Raw genomic sequence first — 17,861 nt, forward strand, 5'->3', positions numbered from 1 at the left:
CCCGGTCGATCGCAACGAATGGACGCGCGAACTGGACTGCTGCCTGCGGTGATCGATGTCCTCAAGATCGACTGAGGCAGACAGGGCATCACGGAGCGACGGCCACTCCTGACAGCACCTTCAGGTTCGGAGTGACGGCTGTGCGACCCTCACCGCGTGTCTTGAGGCGGGGCCGTGGAGACCGCCGCCACGGCGTGGCGGAACCTTACCCAGTGCCCCGCCCAGCTGTAAGCGCGTAGAAGAACGCCCCGGCATGGCGTTGTAAACCGATCGGTTTCCATTTCGTTGGAATCGCGTTAACCTCGCCATATGACCACCCAGGCGAAGCCAAGTTCCCGGGAGCGGCTGCTGGAGGCGGCGGCCAGGCTCACCTACCGAGACGGCGTCGGCATCGGCGTCGACGCCCTGTGCAAGGCGGCGGGGGTGTCGAAGCGTTCCATGTACCAGCTGTTCGAGACCAAGGACGAACTGCTGGCGGCGAGTCTGGAGGAACGCGCTGCTGCCTTCGTGGCTGGGCTCCTGCCCGCGGCGGACGACGGCCGTTCACCCCGCGAGCGGATCCTGCACGTCTTCGAGCAGGTGGAACTGCAGGCGGGCGCGCCCGAGTTCCGGGGCTGCCGGTACCTGGCTGTGCAGATCGAGCTGAAGGACCAGAGCCACCCTGCCAGCCAGGTGGCACGCCGGATCAAGGGGAACCTGACAGCCTTCTTCCGCGGCGAGGCCGAAGAGGGTGGCGCGGGCGATCCCGATCTGCTGGCCCGGCAGCTGAGCCTCGTCTTCGACGGCGCCAGCGCCCGCGCGGGGATCGGCGCCGACACATTGACAGGACTCATCGCGCCCACCGTGGCGACCCTGCTCGATGCGGCAGAGCTACGCTGACGCCTCGCCCTTTCGAGCGAGCTCGAGGTGAGCGACGCGTGGTACCTCCCGGCCGATCGGAAGGAAGTCGGCATGGATGACACCCCCCGTTGAGCAGGACCCACGCCCAACGCCTCAGGCGTCGCAGCTGCCGCGTCGGGGACGAATGGGGCCCACCTGCTCGTGGCGAATGGTGAGAAGCGGTTCGACAGGGTCCAACGGCAGGTCGCGGGCCTGGCCGTCGGCCGCACCGGGTCGGCGTACCACCGTGACCACCTGGAACGGGTCGTGTCAGCGTGCATCGCCGAGCACGGTGTCGAGCACGGCCGCGCCCCCGCCCGTCGATGGCGGACCGGGGCGCGGCTGTGCCTGCTGCGCCGGGGGTGCGACGCCCGGACCGAAGGCGGCTTCGCTCCTTTCACTGCGCTCGTGCTGTGCGCAGGTAGTCCAAGCCTGCGCGATCGGTTTCGTCGGAGGCGCCGCTCAGGCGGTGTACCACCGTCCAGCGCCCGTCCGGGACGGCGCCGGCGAAGACGGATGCCGTGCGCGTAGCTCCGTTGTGCCAGAGCACGGGCAGCGGCCCGGTGCGTTGCCATCCGAGCCCCGGGTCTCCAAGCGAACGCTCGAGCACGAGACCCGTCAGCACGCGTGCCAGCGTGCGGGGAGTCGCCCACAGACCGCCGGCGGGCAGGACTGCGCCGGTCATGGTCCACGGTTTCACCGTGCGGCCGAGCCACCCGGTCGGCAGCAGCCGACTGTGCTGCGGCGGTGTGGCGCTCATGGCATGCGGCGGCAGGCCGAGCGGTGACAACACGAGTTCGGCGACGAGTTCCTCGTAGGCCTGCCCGGTCGCCGCTACCAGCGCCGCGCCGAGCACGGCATAGCCGAGGTTGGAGTACTCCTCGCGTTGTCCCGCGGGGGCGACGGCGAGCAGGTCGAGGCGGGCGAGCAGCTCGCGCAGCCGGTCGTCGGTGAACTTCCGGTACGGGTCGCGGCGGGCCGTGCCGGGGGGCAGCCGGGGCAGGCCTGAGGTGTGCTCCGCCAGATGACGCAGGGTGACCCCGGTTCCCGGCGGGGCGCCGAGCCATCGCTCGACGGGGTCTTCAGGGGCCAGCACCCCTCGCGCGGCGAGTTGTTGGAGGATGGTTCCGGTGATGACTTTGGTGAAGGACCCCACCTCCACGTATTTGTCGGGGTCGTGTGCGCCGGTGACGATCGGCTTCTCGTCGGCGCTGCCGAGGACGCAGGCGGGGACGGTGCGCATGGCTGTCAGCTCGCTGTCTGGGGAACGGGGGCATCGGCTGCGCGGTCGTTTTCCGGCGTGCTCCGCTCGGTGGCGGTCCGGACGCCTCCGGGTCGCTTCGGCGCCCAGCGCGTTGTGATGGTGCGTGCCGTCTGACGCGCACGGGCCAGGGCCGACGAGAGGAAGATCAGGTCGCAGGCGATCATCGTCAGGGCGAACGCGGTGAGTCCCATGAAGACGCCGATGGACACATGGAACGCGATGGACGCCGCCGCCGTCCACGGGCGCAGCCTCGCCACCAGGATCCCCATCGGGAAGTAGACGAGGAACAAGGTGGTGCTGTACGTGCCGAGGAAGACGAGTACGTCGCTGTTGTAGACCAGGCTGGACCAGCCCGGCAGCTCGAACTCGGGAACGCGCATGATGTAGAAGAGCGCAGTGCCGTCCTGCCACACCTCTCCCTGCACCTTGTACAGACCGCTCACCACGTATACGAGGCACATCTGCACGGCGATCGCAGCCACGCCGAGATTGTGCAGGGGGACGCGGAGGCAGCGCAGGCCTTCGGGGAGTCGTCCCGTGACGCGGTGGGCGAGTCCGCTCGAGAAAGACAAGTGCCGGTAGCAGTCGGTCAGCAGCAGCATCGGGATGACGAGCTGAGCGAGGTTGTCCCCGCCGTCCAGAAATGCCGACTGCCGCTCGTAGAGCGACCAGAGGAGGACTCCGTGCGCCGCGAGGACCACCCTGCCCCCCACACCGAAAGTGACGGCCAGAGCGGCGAACAGCCCCAGGTGGAAGACCACCTCGAACCAGGCGTGGGAGGTGCTCCATGCGTAGAGGCTGAAGCTTCCCTTCTCCTTGATCTCTTCGACGAAGAGGTGGTGCGGCAGGACCGAGTCGGCTCCCGGGCCGAACAGGTAGCCGCGGTCGCTGTAGTGGCTCACGTAGTACATGAGGCCGACGAAGCCCAGCAGTGCGCGGGTCCCGGACACGCCCAGCGCGGCGACGGGGCGGCCGGCGGCGGCGTCGATCGCTTCCTTGATTCTCATCGAAGGTCCACCGCCTTCTTCCACGGCAGGTCGTAGAGGTCCACTTTGCTCTTCGCCTCGGGATTCTTCCGCTGCGACCAGGGAGGCAACGTCTTGATGTACATGCGCGCCTGGACAGCGGTCGGTCCCGTTCCGCCGGGGCAGACGTCGTGCATCCGGGTCAGCGAGAAGCGGGACAGAGATCGCTCGGCGTCTTCGCGCTGACTCTTTTCGTAGGGGGTCAGAGGAATGACGTCCTTAGGCTTTCCGTCTTTCGCTGTGGAGTTCTTCCTTTTCTTCTCTTCCTCATTCTGGCGGAGCCGCAGCAACAGGTCGTCCGAATCGTTCAGCTGATTTATCCCGTTGCTTACGAGGCGCACCGTGCGGGAGGGGAAGAATCGGTCTTCCTGGGTCTCCTTGATCAAGGGCCCGGTCACATCGTAGAAATCCGTGACGGAACCGTCGGAACACTTTGCGCGAGCTATTATCCCCTCGTCGTCCTTTGTTGGATTCGGAGCGAAGAGGCTCCAGTTCTGTGTGAAATACGGCTCCAGGTAGCCGCTGATGAGTCCGTGCAGCTTGATTTTTGCGGGGCTGAGGGGCGCTTGGGAGAACGCCGCAAGAAAGAAATGGGCGCCCAGGAGGGCGGCACCAGCCAACAGTGCCGCCCTCTGGATGCGCCGATGGCGCGCGATCACCTGTCGAAAGCGGTCGCCGCAGCGGAGGCGCCGTCGGCGGACACCTTTGCAGGCGCGCTGAACAGGCTGAAGTTGTTGGCCACCTCGGACGCCTGGTGTGCGACGGATCCGGCAGCGGCCCGTGCGTGCACGGAGGCGCGAGCAGCGGCCCGGCCGGCAGCTGCGGCAGCCCGTGCGCCGGCGGCGGCCTGCGGGGTCACCGGAGCGCCCTCGCCGGCAGCCTGGGTGCTCAGGCTCGCGTCAGCCTGCTGCGGCGCGGAGGCCTGAGCCGAACCCTGCATCGACACCGTCAGGAGCGTGCCCGCGACGGCCACGCCGAAGACGACTGCGGCATTCTTCTTCTTCATTTTTTCCCCTCTTTGTGTCTGATCGCCCGGGGTGAAGACGACGGCGGGCCAGAAAATGTTGGTCAGACATTCTCGACCGCTCGCCCCCGTGGACGAACCAGGTTTTCCGACGGAGACGGAGAATTTCCACGACGTGCGCCCCGTATGCCTGCTTGCATCTGCAAGGAGAGCCCTCATGCCCGCCGCGATTCCTGATGATCTTAGGGAGATCATCTCGGCCATCTCAAGGAGTGACCATGTGGTGATCATCACAGCGCGATGTTCGCGCCTTTCACCCCTGAGTCGTTCCCCCGCCGTTCGGTTCCTTGGGGACCGTTATCGGTCAACGAATGACGGAAACCCGTTGAACGGTGAAATGGTGCCGTTCGGCCCTGACGCTCACGGAGGGCGTATCGAACCAGGACGCGACAGTGGTGGGAACCGGCCCCAACGGCTGTGCGGCAGCGGTCGCTCTCGGACGGGCCGGACGCGAAGTCGCGCTGTACGAGGCCCGTGAAACCAGCGGCGCCGGGGCTGCGGACGGAGTCCCTCATGCCCACCTCTCCAACGGCGACGCCCCAGCGAGTTGGGCGTGAGCACGGCTCCGGACATCGGACGCGGTGAGCCGTACGCACGCGACACTCCCGCGCGGAGCGCTGCTCACCCCACGGTCTCCGCCGCGTCGTCCTCGGACTTGTCGGGGAAGACCAGCCGCACCCCGCCGCCGATCACCAGGAAGCAGAACAGCAGGAGGGCGAAGTGCATGAACCTCGCGGCACCCTCCCAGTCGGACGAAGGCCCCAGGACCAACCAGAAGGCGAGAGCCATCCCCGCCAACACCACCGTCACGCCAAGCAACCGACGCACCCCATGCTCCCTTCCTCGAACGGCCTTCACACAACCGCTCTACTCTACGCATCGGTAACAATGGTTCTGCGCACGGCAGATGAGCAGCTGGCCGAATCCCGTCGCACGCAGACGCGGTGCCATCGCAAGCAAGGCCGCGCAGACCGGACGGGATCCCCGGCCTGCGAGCAGATGAAGCCGTATCCCCGCCCGCGCCGCGTCGAACGACGAACGCAGTGCGCGCCCGAGACGGCCGAACCCCGGTCATCAAGTCGGTCGGTGCAAGGCCGACTCCGTTCGGACCGCCGGATTCGGGATCAGCGAGTCCACCGCCCACGCCTACACCAGCGCGGTCCTCCACCTGCTCGCCGCGCGTGCGCTCACTGTGCGGGGTCCGGCCGGGCTGGTGGAGAGGGGCGGGTGTGTTCGGGCGGGGGTGGAGGCGCATGCCTGATCCCCCGAACGGCCTGCCAGGGCGCGACAGGCGCCGGGGGAGGGCCTCCTATGGAAGACATGTCCCGACTCGACAGCGCTTGCCCGCGCTCACTTCGCTCCGCCGCGGCACTGAGCCTGGTAGCGGCTTTGGCCGTCGGCTGTACCGCGGCCGATGCCGACACCTCCGTCGCGGGCCGCGCGGCCGTCGGGACGTCGCCACTGCCCACCGTCCCACCCGCCCAGCCACCGGCACAGCTCACCCGGACCAAGGTCGAGACCGCGGTGAGCCGGCTCGACGACGTCGTACGGGACGCCATGCAGCGCACCGGTGTGCCCGGAGTGGCCGTGGGTGTGGTGTACGACGACAAGGTGATGTACCTGAAGGGGTTCGGACTGCGGAAGGTGGGCACGAAGGACCGGGTCGGAGCGGACACGGTCTTCCAGCTCGCCTCGGTCTCGAAGCCCCTGGCCTCCACCGTGGTCGCCGCAGCCGCGGGCGAGAAGACCGTCGGCTGGGACGACCCGGTCGTCAAGTACACCCCCGGCTTCGCGCTGAAGGACCCGTGGGTCAGCCGCCATGTCACGCTGGCCGACCTCTTCTCGCACCGCAGCGGACTGCCCGACCACGCCGGTGACCTCCTGGAGAACCTCGGCTACGACCGCTCGTACATCCTGGACCACCTGCGCTACGAACCGCTGGCCCCTTTCCGTGCCCACTACGCGTACACCAACTTCGGGCTGACCGAAGCCGCGGTCGCCACCGCGCGAGCGGCGGGGACCAACTGGGAGAAGCTGTCCGCCGACAAGGTGTACCGGCCGCTGGGGATGGACTCCAGCAGCTCTTCGTTCGCCGACTACGAGAAGGCGGGCAACAAGGCCGCCCTGCACGTGAAGACCGGGGGTACCTGGCGCGCCGCGTATGTGCGCGACCCGGACGCCCAGAGCCCGGCGGGCGGGGCCAGCTCGACGGTCCGGGACATGACGAAGTGGCTGCGTCTGCAACTGGGGAACGGAAAGTTCGAGGGGCGCCAGGTCGTCGACGCCGACGCTCTGGAGCAGACTCACGTGCCGCACATGGTCTCCGAGCCGCCGCACTCGCCCGCGGGCAGGACCGGGTTCTACGGGCTCGGCTGGAACGTGAGCTACGACGACCAGGGCAGGCTGAAGCTCGGCCACTCCGGCGGCTTCGCGCTGGGAGCGGCCACCAACGTCGCCTTGTTGCCCTCGGAGAAGCTCGGCATCGTCGTCCTGACCAACGGCGAGCCCATCGGCGTGCCCGAGGCGATCTCCACCACGTTCCTCGACACCGCGCAGACCGGCGGGCCGACCGTCGACTGGCTGAAGTTCCTCGGGCCGATCTTCCAGCAGGCTCTGCAGGGGGAACGCTCACAGGTCGACTACAGCAAGCCCCCGGCCTCGCCCGCACCGGCCAAGGCGAACAGCGCCTACACCGGAACGTACGCCAATGAGTACTACGGCCCGATGACCGTCAGCGCCCAGGGGAACGAACTCACCATGCAACTCGGGCCCAAAAAGCAACGGTTCGTCTTGGCCCACTACGACGGTGACACCTTCAGCTACCGCACCACCGGCGAAATGGCCGTCGGCCTGTCCGGCGTGACCTTTACCGCCGACTCCAGCGGACGCGCCGCCAAGGTTCGGGTCGAGGACCTCGACACGAGCGGTCTCGGCACGTTCACGAGGAAGGACTAGCCCGCGGGTCGAACGGACGTGCGCAGGAGGTCGCGTTGTCGGCATCCGCCCCAGCCGCGTCTGCGGGCTGTCACGTCCGACCTGGAACGCCGCTCTGGCGCGAGAGCCTCTCAGGCCGGACGTCACATGTGCCTCCTTGCGGGCGTCGGCTGGAAGACCATCGCCAAGGCCGTACGGCGTCGTCGACACCAGGCCCGCGCCCGCGACTGCCACTGCCGCCGACGCGAGGCCACAACAGGAAGAGCCACAACTTCGCGGGTATCAATTGACTGGGCTCGGAAGCAACCGGCCGAAGTCAGTGCGGACCGAGGGGCCTGTCATGCCGCCGTCAGCGCCGCCAGGGCGCGGTCCATCGCGTCGTTGAATTCCTCCGGTGTCAGCGGCAGCCGGGACTTGACGTCCCGACTCCACTGGTCGGCGAGGACCTCGGCGGAGCCCGCCTCGACACCGTCGAGCGCGGCGTCGGCCAGGTCCGACGGCGCGATCTTGGCCACGGGCCAGCCCGCGGCCATGTCGGTGTCGGCCAGGCCGAGGTGCACCGCTGTCACGAGAGTGCCCTGATCGGCGAGTTCCAGGCGGACGCCGTTGGTCATGGCCCAGGCGGCGGCCTTGGTGAGGTGGTAGGCATTGGCGCCCTTGCCCCCGAACCACGACATGGCGGACAGGACGCTGACGATCGCGCCCCCGCCGTTCCTGGCGAGCGCCGGCGCGAACTCCCGGATCATTCCCAAGTGGCCGAACACGTTGGTCTCCAGCTCCTGCCGTACCGCGTCCAGCGAACCGTTCACCAGGTCGGTCCCCGTCTGGATGCCCGCGTTGTTGATGAGCAGCGAGACGTCCGGGGCGGCCTCGGCTGCGGCCCTCACGGATGCGGGATCGGCGATGTCGAGGGGCAGCACGTCGACCCCGGGCAGGTCCACGGTCTCGGGCCGGCGAGCCGTCGCGTAGACCTTGCGGGCGCCCCGTTCGAGCAGGCGCTGGGCGAAGGCGCGGCCCAGGCCGCGGTTGGCTCCGGTGACAAGGGCGACTGAGTTGTTGATGTCCATGCCCGGTACGCTAAAACCTGACGCTAACGTCAGAGGCAAGTGCTGGTCATCAGGGCCGGGGGAGAGGAATCACCATGACCGTCACAGAGGCCACGACGGAGCGGCTGATCCGCATCGGCGAGGTGGCGCGGGGCGCCGGCGTCTCGGTACGCGCCGTGCGCTACTACGAGCAGCAGGGGCTGCTCATCGCGGAGCGCAGCCCATCCGGCCAGCGCCTCTACCGGCAGGATGCCGTCCACCTGATCCGTTTCTTCCAGCAGATGTTCGCCGCCGGCCTGACCAGCCGAAGGATCACGGAACTCCTTCCGTGCTGGGACGCCGGGCACACCGACGCCGAGCAACGAGCCATGCTGCGCGCCGAGCGGGACCGCATCCAGGCCAAGATCGACGACTTGCAGGCTGCCCTGGAACGCCTCGACGAGGTCATCGCGATCACGGACACGCACCCGTAGGCGCGGTCGGTCGGACGTCGCACCGGCGATCTACGGCTTCCGGGTCCCGGTACTCCCAGCCCGGACGATCGGGTCGGCTCAAGAGGCGCCCCGATGTCGACTTACCGGATCCCGCGAGCCGACGACGAGCATCAGCTGCGGCGCCTCCCCGGTCGCTGTTTCGTGTGCCACGGCGGCGGGTCCCAACCGTCAGTCTCCGATCGGCCGGGGTACGACGCACAGCCCCCGGGTGACGAGGGCGCGATGGCGATGAACAACACCGCCCACCACGGCGTGCGGGGGAGCCACAAGAAGTTGGCGGTCATGCTGAGTCCGGCCGACTCCACGCCGACGCCCTGGCCCATGCGGCACCGGTCAACGGGGTGACGCCCGCGAGCGCGATCAGAATGCTGCGGCACGCGGCCTGCCCTGCGTCCTGTTCACCGGGCTCGTGGACCGCATCATGTGGCCGTGAGCGGACAGGCCGCGGACTCGCATCTCGGTACGGTGCCTTTACGCCCGAAATCGCGGGGTTCACGGCTGGCAAACACCTGCCATGGCGAGGACTTGCCGCCATGAGGCCTTCACGACGGCGTTCACCGATCGATAGACCCATGGCATGTACTCCCCCTCTCATGCTTCCGCCTTCCGGCGCGGGCGCCGGCGGCTGATCTCGGCTGCCACCGCGGTGCCCCTACTGGCGTCGGGACTCGCAGTTCTGCACGCGCCCGCACAAGCCGCTCCAAGTAGACCCACCGCCACCGCGCGTCCCTCGGCGACCCACAAGGTCACCCTGGTCACCGGCGATGTCGTCACGGTCACCACGATGGCCGACGGCAAGCAGACCGCCGAGGTCGACCGGCCGGACAGCGCCGTCGGCGGCGTGAAAGTTCAGCAGATCAAGGGCGACCTGTTCGTCATCCCGGACGAGGCGGCGCCGCTGCTGGCCACGGACAAGCTGGACCGGCGGCTGTTCAACGTCAGTGGCCTGATCGAGATGGGCTACGACGACGCGAAGTCGGCCGCGGTGCCGCTGATCGCGACGTACACCCAGCCGAAGTCCCGCTCGGCCGCCCGGCCGACGGCCCCCCGGGGCAGCAAGCTGACCCGTGACCTCAAGAGCATCCGCGGCGCCGCGCTCAGCACCGAGAAGCGGCAGGCCCGCACGTTCTGGACCAGCGTCGCGCCGCAGGACAGCGCGGCGCTGGGCGAGGGTGTGGCGAAGCTGTGGCTCGACGGCCGTGTCAAGGCCAGCCTGAAGGAGAGCGTGCCGCTGATCGGCGCGCCCCAGGCCTGGGCGGCCGGCTACGACGGCAAGGGTGTCAAGGTCGCGGTGCTCGACACCGGCATCGACGTCAACCACCCCGACTTCGCCGGCCTGATCGACGACACGGCCAGCTTCGTGCCGGGTGAGGCCATCACCGACGTCAACGGGCACGGCTCGCATGTCGCCGGAACGATCGTCGGTTCCGGCTCGGCTTCCGGAGGCGACAACAAGGGCGTCGCCCCGGGCGCCGACCTGTTCGTCGGCAAGGTGCTCGGCGGCGCGGAGGGCTACGGCCAGGACTCCTGGGTCATGGCCGGCATGCAATGGGCCGCCGAATCCGGCGCGGACGTCGTCAACATGAGCCTCGGCGACTCGTACCCGACGGACGGCAGCGACCCGATGTCGCAGACGGTCGACGCGCTGTCCGCGCAGTACGGCACACTGTTCGTCATAGCCGCCGGGAACGCCGGCCCGGAGAGCATCTCCTCCCCGGGTGCGGCCGCCTCGGCGCTGACCGTGGCCGCCACGGACAAGGAGGACCGGCTCGCGTCGTTCTCCAGTACCGGTCCGCTGTCCGGCTCCGGCGGCATGAAGCCGGACATCGCGGCGCCCGGCGTGGCCATCACCGCGGCCCGCTCGCAGGAGATGACCGACGGTGGTGAGGGTCTCTACCGCACCATCAGCGGCACCTCCATGGCCACCCCGCACGTGGTCGGCGCGGCGGCGATCCTGGCTCAGCAGCACCCGGACTGGACCGGCGCGCAGCTCAAGGAACACTTGATGAGCACCGCAAAGGGTCTGGCCGACGGGTACTCGCCGTACGAGGTCGGCACCGGTCGCGTCGACGTAGCCGCCGCCGTGCGCGCCACGGTCCGCGGCCCCGGATCGCTCTTCTTCGGCAACTACACATGGCCGCACCAGCCGAGCGACGTCCCCGTCACAAAGGACATGAACTTCACCAACACGGGCTCCGACGAGGTCACGCTCGACCTGGCGCTGACCGACGCCGACGGCCCGTTCACGCTGGGCGCCGCCACGGTGACCGTCCCGGCGGGCGGCACCGCCGCCGTCCCGGTGACCGGTGACCCGCAGACCGCCTCGGTCGGTCGGCACGTCGGCTACGTGATCGCGACGGACGCGGCCACGGGACAGCCGGTGACCCGCACATCGGTTGCGCTGCTCAAGGAGGAGGAGCGCTACGACCTGAACATCAGTCTGGTCGGCCGCGACGGCAAGCCCGCGGCCGGGTTGGTCGCGATCAACCTGGCCGGTGACTCCTGGCCGTGGTCGGTCTACGTCGACGGCTCGACCACCCTGCGCATGGCCCCAGGCCTGTACACCGTCGCGGCGTACCTCGACGTGGCCGGTGAGAAGGCGGACCGGTCGGGTGTGGCCGTGCTGGTCGCCCCGGAGACCGTGCTCGAGGGCGGCTCCGCGGACGTGGTGCTGGACGCGAGCAAGGCCCATCTGCTGGAGACCGAGGCGCCGCAGCGCACCCAGGACCGCCAGCGCAAGGTCGACTTCAACGTCCACTACAAGGGCCTCGACCCGTCCATGGACTACCGCAGCGCGTACGTGCTGCCGCCGACCTACGACGACGTCTACGTCGCGCCGACGGAGCCGATGAAGCACGGCGAGTTCATGCTGATCACCCGCTGGCGCAAGGATGAGCCGCAACTCGGCCTGAGCACGCTGGACGGGCGGCTCCGCTTCGAGACGCTGGTGCAGGCGGGCAGCGCCCTGGGCACCGCGACCGACAGGCTGAACGCCGTCTACGCCGGCAGCGGCGCGGCGGCCGAGTACGAGAAGGTCCGGGCCAAAGGCAAGGTCGTTGTCGTCGAGCGCAGCGACGAGGTCTCGCCCCAGGACCGCACCGCGGCCGCTGCCGCGGCCGGTGCCACGGCACTGATCGTGGTCAACGACGGTGTCGGCGCTCTGATGGAGTACGTCGGCGAGTCGACCATCCCGGTCGCCACGGTGCACCGCGACGCGGGCAAGGCCCTCATCTCGATGGCCAAGGCCGGCATGCTGAAGCTGACCGTCAAGCAGACCGAGCGCACGCCGTTCGTCTACGACCTGACCCGGGACTACCCCGGCCAGGTGCCCGACCGGGCCCTGGTCTACAAGCCGACCCAGGACGACCTCGCCCGGATCGACGCCCGCTACTACTCGGCCACGGACCGCAAGTTGGCGGAAGGCTACCGTTCCGACTTCACCCTCAGCCCGTCGTTCAACTTCCCCGAGCTCGAGTGGCACCCGGGCACCCGCACCGAGTGGGTGACCCCGGGCCAGGTCTGGAGGGAGTTCCACGCGCAGGGGACCGACGGAGGCCTGCCGTGGGTGATGGTGTCGGGCGACAACACGTACACCCGGGGCAGCACCACCCGGCTGAACTGGTTCGCTCCGGCGACCCGGCCCGCCCAGAGCGAGTCCTTCGGTGTGTACAACTCCCGCTGGCAGAACTACATGACCTGGAACGTGCAGGCATGGGCCTCCGCGAGCGACAAGATGCGTCTCGGCGGCTTCCTGCCGTGGGGTGAGACGCCGTCCCACCTGCAGGTCTTCCAGGGCGACACGCTGATCCACGACAACCCGGTCGGCGGGGACATGCAGTGGGTGGAGGTACCGGCGGGCAACCTGCCCTACCGTGCCGTCCTCGACGTGGAGCGACCCGGTGACGTCTTCCGGCTGTCGACGCGCACCCACAGTGAGTGGACGTTCATGTCCGACACGGTCGACTCGGAATCCTTCGAGCCGTTCTCGGTGCTGAACTTGGACTACAGGCTGGAGACCGACCTGCACGGTGACGTCAAGGCCAACGCACACCAGCAGATCGCCCTCAAGCCGGTGTCGATGGATCTCGGCACCGTGCCCGGCAGCGTTACCGACGTGCGGCTGGACGTCTCGTACGATGACGGAGCGACCTGGCAGAAGGTGACTCTGACCAAGGGCACCGACGGCTACTGGACGGGTCTGTTCAGGACGGCCAAGAAGCCAGGCGGCTTCGTCTCACTTCGCGCGAACGCCAAGACGGACAGCGGCTTCAGCGTCAAGAACGAGATCGTCCGGGCGTACGGCCTGCGATGAACGGCACCATCGGGCCCCGGGGAGCGGATTTCCCGGGGCCCTTCCCCTCGCACCTGCTCCCAGCAGGGACTATTCATGAGCTGCCGCGATGGCGCATACTCTCCCCGCTATGGGAAGCGGAACGGAGCCGGTCGCCGATGCTGGATGTCCTGGGCCTCGAACCCGATGACGAGCACGTCTACAGGGCGCTGCTCGGACGGCCGAACTCCACCACGATGCTGCTGTCGGATCTTCTCGTCGTGTCGCGAGCCGACGTGGACAAGGCCTTGTCCCGCCTGGTCCAGTTGGGACTGGTGATCAGGTCAGCGGATGAGCTGTTCACGGCCGCGCCACCGGCCGTGGCGCTCGGCTCCCTCATCAGCCAGCGCCGGGACGGACTGCGCATGGCCGAGCACGCACTGGCGACCTTCGCGGAGGAACACCGGGCGGCGATGACCGGGAGCAGCATCAACGAGCTGTTCGAGGTCGTCACAGGCGTCGACGCCATCCGTCACCGCTTCCTACAGGTGCAGCACGCGGCCCGCACGCAGGTCCGGTCGTTCATCACGGCGCCGTTCGTCGCCCTGCCTCCCGACGAGAACACGGCCGAGCCCATGGCCCTCGACCGGGGAGTCTGCTTCCGAGCAGTACTGGACCGGGCCGTGCTGGCGGAACCCGGCATCGTCACCGACGCGATCGATTCCCTTCGCAACGGCGTGCAACTGCGGGTCGCCGACGACCTGCCGATGAAACTCGTGCTGGCCGACGCCGACCTCGGCCTGGTCCCGCTCGCGGTCACACCGGCGGGAGAGCCCGGTGCCGTGCTGCTGCACCGCAGTGGCCTGCTGGACGCGTTGGACGCGCTGTTCGAGACGGTGTGGCGTACGGCCCATCCGCTTGAGTTGTCGGGCACGAGAGACGCGTCAGAAGCCACCGTCGAGGTCGATCCGCAAGGCCCGACCGAACTGGACCGCAGGATCCTCGCGCTGCTCCTGGCAGGCCTGACGGACCTGACGGCCGCGACACAACTCGGTCTGTCACCGCGCACGCTGCACCGCCGCCTGCGCCAACTCATGGACATGGCCGGAGTCCGAACCCGGATGCAGCTCGGCGCTTACGCGGTGCGAAACGGGTGGGCGGAGCCCCTGTGACGGCCGGCAGGACGTGGCCGGCGCCGGCCACGTCCTGGCACGCCTTGTGGGTGACGCGGTCGTCGAGGATGAGATGCACGTCGAGATCCGGGGGACTTCCTTGTCGGGCTCGGCCAGGGACTTCTTGAACATCACGGCCCGGTGCCTGCGGTGCAGAGAACCGATCACCTTCCCGGTGGCGACCTCCAGGCGGCGAACAGGGTGGTGGTGCCGGCGCGGACGTGGTCGTGGCTGCGGCGTTCGGGGACGCCGGCAAAGTGGGTCGGTGGACACCTTGGACGTCTGCGTAACCCGATGGAGCCGTAGTGGGGTCACTCCGGTCCGGCCGGGCGCGCCGAAGCGGTGGGACGGCCGAAGTGTTCGGGCGGGTAGGGAGGGCGTTGGAAGAGCGTGTACAGGAAAAGCAGGGACGGGACGAGGATCACCGTGCCCACACACAGGGCGACAAGCAGGGCCAGCAGGGTGGAACGGCCGGTGGCAGCCTGTTCGACCGTCAGCGAAGGCAGGAGAAGATACGGGTACTGCCCCACTGCCCAGCCCACCAGGATCGCCGTGACGGCGAGGGCGGAGGTGAGCCGCGCGGCGATGTAGCGGCGGGCCAGCAGCAGCCCCAGCGCGGTCAGCCCGGCGACGACCGACAGCAGCACCACGGGCAGGCCGCGGCCGGTCAGTCCGTCGAACAGCACGGGCGCGTCCGCCCGCAGCACCGCGATGCCGGCCAGACCCACCACGCCGGTGACCACGGCGGTCGCCAGGGCGCGGCGGCGGAACGCCTCGGCCAGCTCGTCCTCGCCGTCGCGGCGGGCGTCGCCGCACAGGAACACCGCCGCCAGGTAGGCGCAGACCAGAACCGCGAGGGTGCCGCCGAGGAGCGAGGTGGGGTTGGCCCAGCTGGTCACCACGTCACCGCCGGCGATGCGCGGAGGCACCCGGCCGGAGGCCACGCCGCCGACGACCGCCCCGAAGAAGAAGGGGGTGAGGAGGGAGGACAGCGCGAACGCCGCCCCGAAGAAGCGGCGCATCTGCAGGGTTCCGACGCTCTTGCGGTAGGCGAAGGCCGCACCGCGGGCGATGATCCCGAACGCGGCGAGGGTGAGCGGGATGTAGAGGGTCGTGACGGCGGCGGCGAACCCGCCGGAGAATCCCGTCCACAGCACCACCAGCACGAAGATCAGCCACACGTGGTTCGCTTCCCACACCGGGCCGATCGAGCGCTCGACCCGCTCACGCACGGCACGTCCCCGCTCGGTGTCCCCAGCCAGCAGGTCCCAGATGCCGCCGCCGAAGTCGGCGCCGCCGAACAGGGCGTAGGCGATCAGGCCGGCGAACGCCGCACCCAGCACCGCGTACGCGAGGGTCATCGCGGCACCTCTTCTTCCTGCGGGGCGAGGGTGTCACGGCCGAGTGCCATTCTGCGCAGGACGACCACCGTGAAGAAGGACAGCAGGCTGTACACGACGATCACAGCCGCCAGGCCCCAGGCAAGACCGCCTGCCGGGCTGACGGCCTCCTTCGTACGCATGAGCCCGTAGACGATCCACGGCTGCCTGCCGACTTCGGTGGTCACCCACCCGGCTTCCATCGCCGCCACGGCCGCGGCCCCGGACACGGCCACGGCACGCAGGAACCAGGCGGTGCGCGGCAGCCGCCGTCGCCGCCACCACACCAGACCGAACCAGGCAGCCAGTCCGAGCAGTGCGGTGCCGATGGCGACCATGGCGTTGTACGCGATGTGGACGACGTTGACCGGGGGCCGCTGGTCCGCCGGCACCTCCTGCAGCCCGGGCACCACGCCGTCGGGATCATGATGGATCAGCAGCGACAGTCCGTGAGGGATCTCCAAGGAGTAGCGCAGTTCGTCGTCGACGTAGAGCCCGCCGAGCGACAGGTCGGCCCCCGCAGTGGTCTTGTACTGGCCTTCCATCGCGGCCAGCTTGGCCGGCTGGTTGTCGGCGACGGTATTGGCGATCCAGTCACCGACACCGATCTGAACCGGTGTCATGATCGCGGCGACGGTGAGCGGGATGAGCAGCCCCATCCGGTGATGGCGGTCGCGTCGGCCGCGCAGCATCCCGACGCCGTACACCGAGGCGATCAAGAAGCCGGTGACCATGAAGGCGGCCAGCCACATGTGGGTGAACTGCGGCCATGTGGAGGGCCCGAACATGGCTGCCCACGGCTTGGCGTCCACCACGTCCCCCTCGGCGTCCAGTCGGAACCCCGTCGGGTTGTTCATCCAGGCGTTCGCGGAGACCACGAAGAACGCGCCCGCGATCCCCGCGACGACCATCGGCAGTGAGCTGAGCATGTGCGCCCGCGGCGACAGGCGATTCCACCCGAACAAGTACACCCCGACGAAGATCGCCTCCACGAAGAAGGCGAAGCCCTCCAGCACAAACGGGAAACCGAACACCGCACCGAAGCGGTCCATCAGCCCCGGCCACAGGATGCCCATCTCGAACGACAACAGCGTTCCCGACACCGCGCCCGCCGCGAACAGCACGCCCATCGCCTTGGCCCAGGTGTGCGCCAGCCCCGTCAGTGCCGCGTCGTCCTTCCTGTGGCCCAGCCATTCGGTGAACACCACGATCGCGGGGAACGCGATGCCGAAACAGGCGAAAATGATGTGCCAGCCCAAAGTGAGGGCCATCTGGTGGCGCGCGTACGGCAGGTTTCCCGCCCCGTCCGCCACGACAAGCTCGAGCACGCCTTCACACCCTTCCCTCGCGAGGCCACCGTCCGCCGGGCAGGTGCCCACTGAGGTGAATATCAACCCAGTTTGACCGTAAATGCCGAGAAGCAAACGGTCGCCTTGCTTGGTCAGGCACGCGGGGAGCGCGCTGTACGTGGCCAGGAACGCCGCGTACTCCACCAGCGCCTCGCTTCACCGCGCGGGCCTGAGGTCCAGCAGGACCTCGGCATCGTCGTCGCTGCGGACGGTGCCCGAGGCAGGACCAGTACCGGTAGCGAGGTGCAGCATGCGGATGGATGCACGACCGTTTCCTGATCGGCCCGGGGGCGGGGCGGGGCGGCACCACGGGAAGTGGTGCCGCCCCGCGTTGTTGGTGGGCTTTACGCGCTGGGGGCGGGGGTGGCGAGGAGCTGGAGTTCCCAGGCGAGGGCGACCGAGCTGGCGCCGCCGTGCGGTGCCACGGCCGCGCCCATCGCGGCGGCGGACTCCTCGCGGGCCCAGTCACGCTGCCACTCGGCGAGGACGGCCATCCAGGTGATCGGGGTGATGCCCGCCTGGACCATGCGGCGCACGGCCATGTCGTGGGCTTCGGCGGAGACGCCGCCGGAGGCGTCGGTGACGACGTAGACGTCGAAGCCCTCGCCGGCCGCCTGCAGTGCGGGCATGGCCACGCAGATTTCCGTGTACAGGCCGGCGATGATCAGCTTCTTGCGCCCGGTGGCCTTCACCGCGTCCACCACCCGCGGGTCCTCCCAGGTGTTGATGGTGGTCCTGTTGATCGGCTTCTGGTCCGGGAAGACGTCCTGGAGCGGCTGGAGGATGGTGCCGCCGCGCTCTTCGATGACCGTCGTCAGGATGGTGGGGACGTCGAACGCCCTGGCGGCCTTGGCCAGCCCGACCACGTTGTTGACGATCATCGTGGGTTCGTGACTGTGCAGGTTGGCGAACTGGAACGGCTGGTGGTCGATCAGCACCAGCACGCTCTCCTGCGGGGTCAGCAGCGCGGCGAGGCCGGTCTTGGGGAACGTGCTCATGGGGATCTCCTTCGTCGTCTGCGGGGA

The 17,861-nt window shown here is 68.9% G+C and carries 16 protein-coding genes and 1 pseudogene; 7 read left to right on the forward strand and 10 right to left on the reverse strand.

Features of this window, described 5'->3' with window-relative positions; all coding sequences use genetic code 11:
* Window positions 1-309 precede the first annotated feature (309 nt).
* Complete coding sequence (locus QF030_RS39610; protein WP_307167400.1) at window positions 310-879, forward strand: TetR/AcrR family transcriptional regulator; 570 nt, start codon at window positions 310-312, stop codon at window positions 877-879.
* A gap of 397 nt (window positions 880-1,276) precedes the next feature.
* Here QF030_RS39610 and QF030_RS39615 read toward each other — a convergent pair whose 3' ends face one another.
* Genes QF030_RS39615 through QF030_RS39630 form a run of 4 tightly spaced genes read right to left on the reverse strand, consistent with a single transcriptional unit; the run spans window position 1,277 to window position 4,396 of the window.
* A complete protein-coding gene (locus QF030_RS39615; RefSeq protein WP_307167401.1) occupies window positions 1,277-2,122 on the reverse strand; it encodes a serine hydrolase domain-containing protein in 846 nt (281 codons plus the stop codon).
* Window positions 2,123-2,127: 5 nt separating this feature from the next.
* Window positions 2,128-3,150: an HTTM domain-containing protein gene (locus QF030_RS39620; RefSeq protein WP_307167402.1), complete on the reverse strand. Its 1,023-nt coding sequence runs from the start codon at window positions 3,148-3,150 to the stop codon at window positions 2,128-2,130.
* The gene (locus tag QF030_RS39625; RefSeq protein ID WP_307167403.1) at window positions 3,147-3,827 is read right to left on the reverse strand and encodes a DUF5819 family protein; all 681 of its coding nucleotides are present in this window, start codon (window positions 3,825-3,827) and stop codon (window positions 3,147-3,149) included. Before QF030_RS39625 ends, QF030_RS39620 begins: the two co-directional genes overlap by 4 nt.
* A complete protein-coding gene (locus QF030_RS39630) occupies window positions 3,824-4,396 on the reverse strand; it encodes a hypothetical protein (RefSeq protein ID WP_307167404.1) in 573 nt (190 codons plus the stop codon). The genes QF030_RS39625 and QF030_RS39630 overlap by 4 nt, the downstream gene beginning before the upstream one ends.
* Window positions 4,397-4,587: 191 nt before the next feature.
* Between QF030_RS39630 and QF030_RS39635 the strand changes: the two genes are divergently transcribed.
* The gene (locus QF030_RS39635) at window positions 4,588-4,749 is read left to right on the forward strand and encodes an NAD(P)-binding protein (RefSeq protein ID WP_307167405.1); all 162 of its coding nucleotides are present in this window, start codon (window positions 4,588-4,590) and stop codon (window positions 4,747-4,749) included.
* A 64-nt stretch (window positions 4,750-4,813) separates the two neighbouring features.
* Here QF030_RS39635 and QF030_RS39640 read toward each other — a convergent pair whose 3' ends face one another.
* Window positions 4,814-5,020: a hypothetical protein gene (locus QF030_RS39640; protein ID WP_307167406.1), complete on the reverse strand. Its 207-nt coding sequence runs from the start codon at window positions 5,018-5,020 to the stop codon at window positions 4,814-4,816.
* A gap of 283 nt (window positions 5,021-5,303) precedes the next feature.
* On the opposite strand from QF030_RS39640, the pseudogene QF030_RS39645 reads away from it, so the two are divergent.
* Window positions 5,304-5,378: pseudogene (locus QF030_RS39645) on the forward strand (transposase family protein); the annotation flags it as partial.
* 134 nt (window positions 5,379-5,512) lie between these two features.
* Window positions 5,513-7,147, forward strand: coding sequence for a serine hydrolase (locus tag QF030_RS39650; protein ID WP_373428875.1), 1,635 nt, complete (start codon window positions 5,513-5,515; stop codon window positions 7,145-7,147).
* Between the two features lie 317 nt (window positions 7,148-7,464).
* Here QF030_RS39650 and QF030_RS39655 read toward each other — a convergent pair whose 3' ends face one another.
* Entirely contained in the window at window positions 7,465-8,193 is a 729-nt protein-coding gene (locus tag QF030_RS39655; RefSeq protein WP_307167408.1) for an SDR family oxidoreductase, read from the reverse strand.
* A 74-nt stretch (window positions 8,194-8,267) separates the two neighbouring features.
* Here QF030_RS39655 and QF030_RS39660 point away from each other — a divergent pair, with 74 nt between their 5' ends.
* Window positions 8,268-8,645 (forward strand): MerR family transcriptional regulator, encoded by a 378-nt coding sequence (locus QF030_RS39660; protein WP_307167409.1) that lies wholly within the window; start codon window positions 8,268-8,270, stop codon window positions 8,643-8,645.
* A 131-nt stretch (window positions 8,646-8,776) separates the two neighbouring features.
* On the opposite strand, the gene QF030_RS40810 is transcribed toward QF030_RS39660, so the two are convergent.
* Complete coding sequence (locus QF030_RS40810; RefSeq protein ID WP_444875797.1) at window positions 8,777-8,989, reverse strand: DUF7144 family membrane protein; 213 nt, start codon at window positions 8,987-8,989, stop codon at window positions 8,777-8,779.
* Between the two features lie 254 nt (window positions 8,990-9,243).
* Here QF030_RS40810 and QF030_RS39665 point away from each other — a divergent pair, with 254 nt between their 5' ends.
* Together QF030_RS39665 and QF030_RS39670 are read left to right on the forward strand one after the other, a co-directional pair.
* Window positions 9,244-12,978, forward strand: coding sequence for a S8 family serine peptidase (locus QF030_RS39665; RefSeq protein ID WP_307167410.1), 3,735 nt, complete (start codon window positions 9,244-9,246; stop codon window positions 12,976-12,978).
* Between the two features lie 137 nt (window positions 12,979-13,115).
* Complete coding sequence (locus tag QF030_RS39670) at window positions 13,116-14,108, forward strand: helix-turn-helix domain-containing protein (RefSeq protein WP_307167411.1); 993 nt, start codon at window positions 13,116-13,118, stop codon at window positions 14,106-14,108.
* Between the two features lie 311 nt (window positions 14,109-14,419).
* Here the strand turns inward: QF030_RS39670 and QF030_RS39675 are convergent, their stop codons facing one another.
* From QF030_RS39675 to QF030_RS39685, 3 genes are all read right to left on the reverse strand, one after another.
* Complete coding sequence (locus tag QF030_RS39675; protein WP_307167412.1) at window positions 14,420-15,469, reverse strand: cytochrome d ubiquinol oxidase subunit II; 1,050 nt, start codon at window positions 15,467-15,469, stop codon at window positions 14,420-14,422.
* Complete coding sequence (locus QF030_RS39680; RefSeq protein WP_307167413.1) at window positions 15,466-16,980, reverse strand: cytochrome ubiquinol oxidase subunit I; 1,515 nt, start codon at window positions 16,978-16,980, stop codon at window positions 15,466-15,468. The genes QF030_RS39675 and QF030_RS39680 overlap by 4 nt, the downstream gene beginning before the upstream one ends.
* A gap of 200 nt (window positions 16,981-17,180) precedes the next feature.
* A complete protein-coding gene (locus QF030_RS39685) occupies window positions 17,181-17,834 on the reverse strand; it encodes a hydrolase (protein ID WP_307167414.1) in 654 nt (217 codons plus the stop codon).
* Window positions 17,835-17,861: the final 27 nt, after the last annotated feature.

The organism is Streptomyces rishiriensis (assembly GCF_030815485.1).
GTDB lineage: Bacteria > Actinomycetota > Actinomycetes > Streptomycetales > Streptomycetaceae > Streptomyces > Streptomyces rishiriensis_A.

Bases quoted from the DNA above. Each gene is read 5' to 3' on its own strand.
- QF030_RS39610 (WP_307167400.1), top strand. From the start codon at position 310: ATGACCACCCAGGCGAAGCCAAGTTCCCGGGAGCGGCTGCTGGAGGCG.
- QF030_RS39615 (WP_307167401.1), bottom strand. From the start codon at position 2,122: ATGCGCACCGTCCCCGCCTGCGTCCTCGGCAGCGCCGACGAGAAGCCG.
- QF030_RS39620 (WP_307167402.1), bottom strand. From the start codon at position 3,150: ATGAGAATCAAGGAAGCGATCGACGCCGCCGCCGGCCGCCCCGTCGCC.
- QF030_RS39630 (WP_307167404.1), bottom strand. From the start codon at position 4,396: ATGGCCGAGATGATCTCCCTAAGATCATCAGGAATCGCGGCGGGCATG.
- QF030_RS39650 (WP_373428875.1), top strand. From the start codon at position 5,513: ATGTCCCGACTCGACAGCGCTTGCCCGCGCTCACTTCGCTCCGCCGCG.
- QF030_RS39655 (WP_307167408.1), bottom strand. From the start codon at position 8,193: ATGGACATCAACAACTCAGTCGCCCTTGTCACCGGAGCCAACCGCGGC.
- QF030_RS39660 (WP_307167409.1), top strand. From the start codon at position 8,268: ATGACCGTCACAGAGGCCACGACGGAGCGGCTGATCCGCATCGGCGAG.
- QF030_RS40810 (WP_444875797.1), bottom strand. From the start codon at position 8,989: ATGGGCCAGGGCGTCGGCGTGGAGTCGGCCGGACTCAGCATGACCGCC.
- QF030_RS39665 (WP_307167410.1), top strand. From the start codon at position 9,244: ATGTACTCCCCCTCTCATGCTTCCGCCTTCCGGCGCGGGCGCCGGCGG.
- QF030_RS39670 (WP_307167411.1), top strand. From the start codon at position 13,116: ATGCTGGATGTCCTGGGCCTCGAACCCGATGACGAGCACGTCTACAGG.
- QF030_RS39675 (WP_307167412.1), bottom strand. From the start codon at position 15,469: ATGACCCTCGCGTACGCGGTGCTGGGTGCGGCGTTCGCCGGCCTGATC.
- QF030_RS39685 (WP_307167414.1), bottom strand. From the start codon at position 17,834: ATGAGCACGTTCCCCAAGACCGGCCTCGCCGCGCTGCTGACCCCGCAG.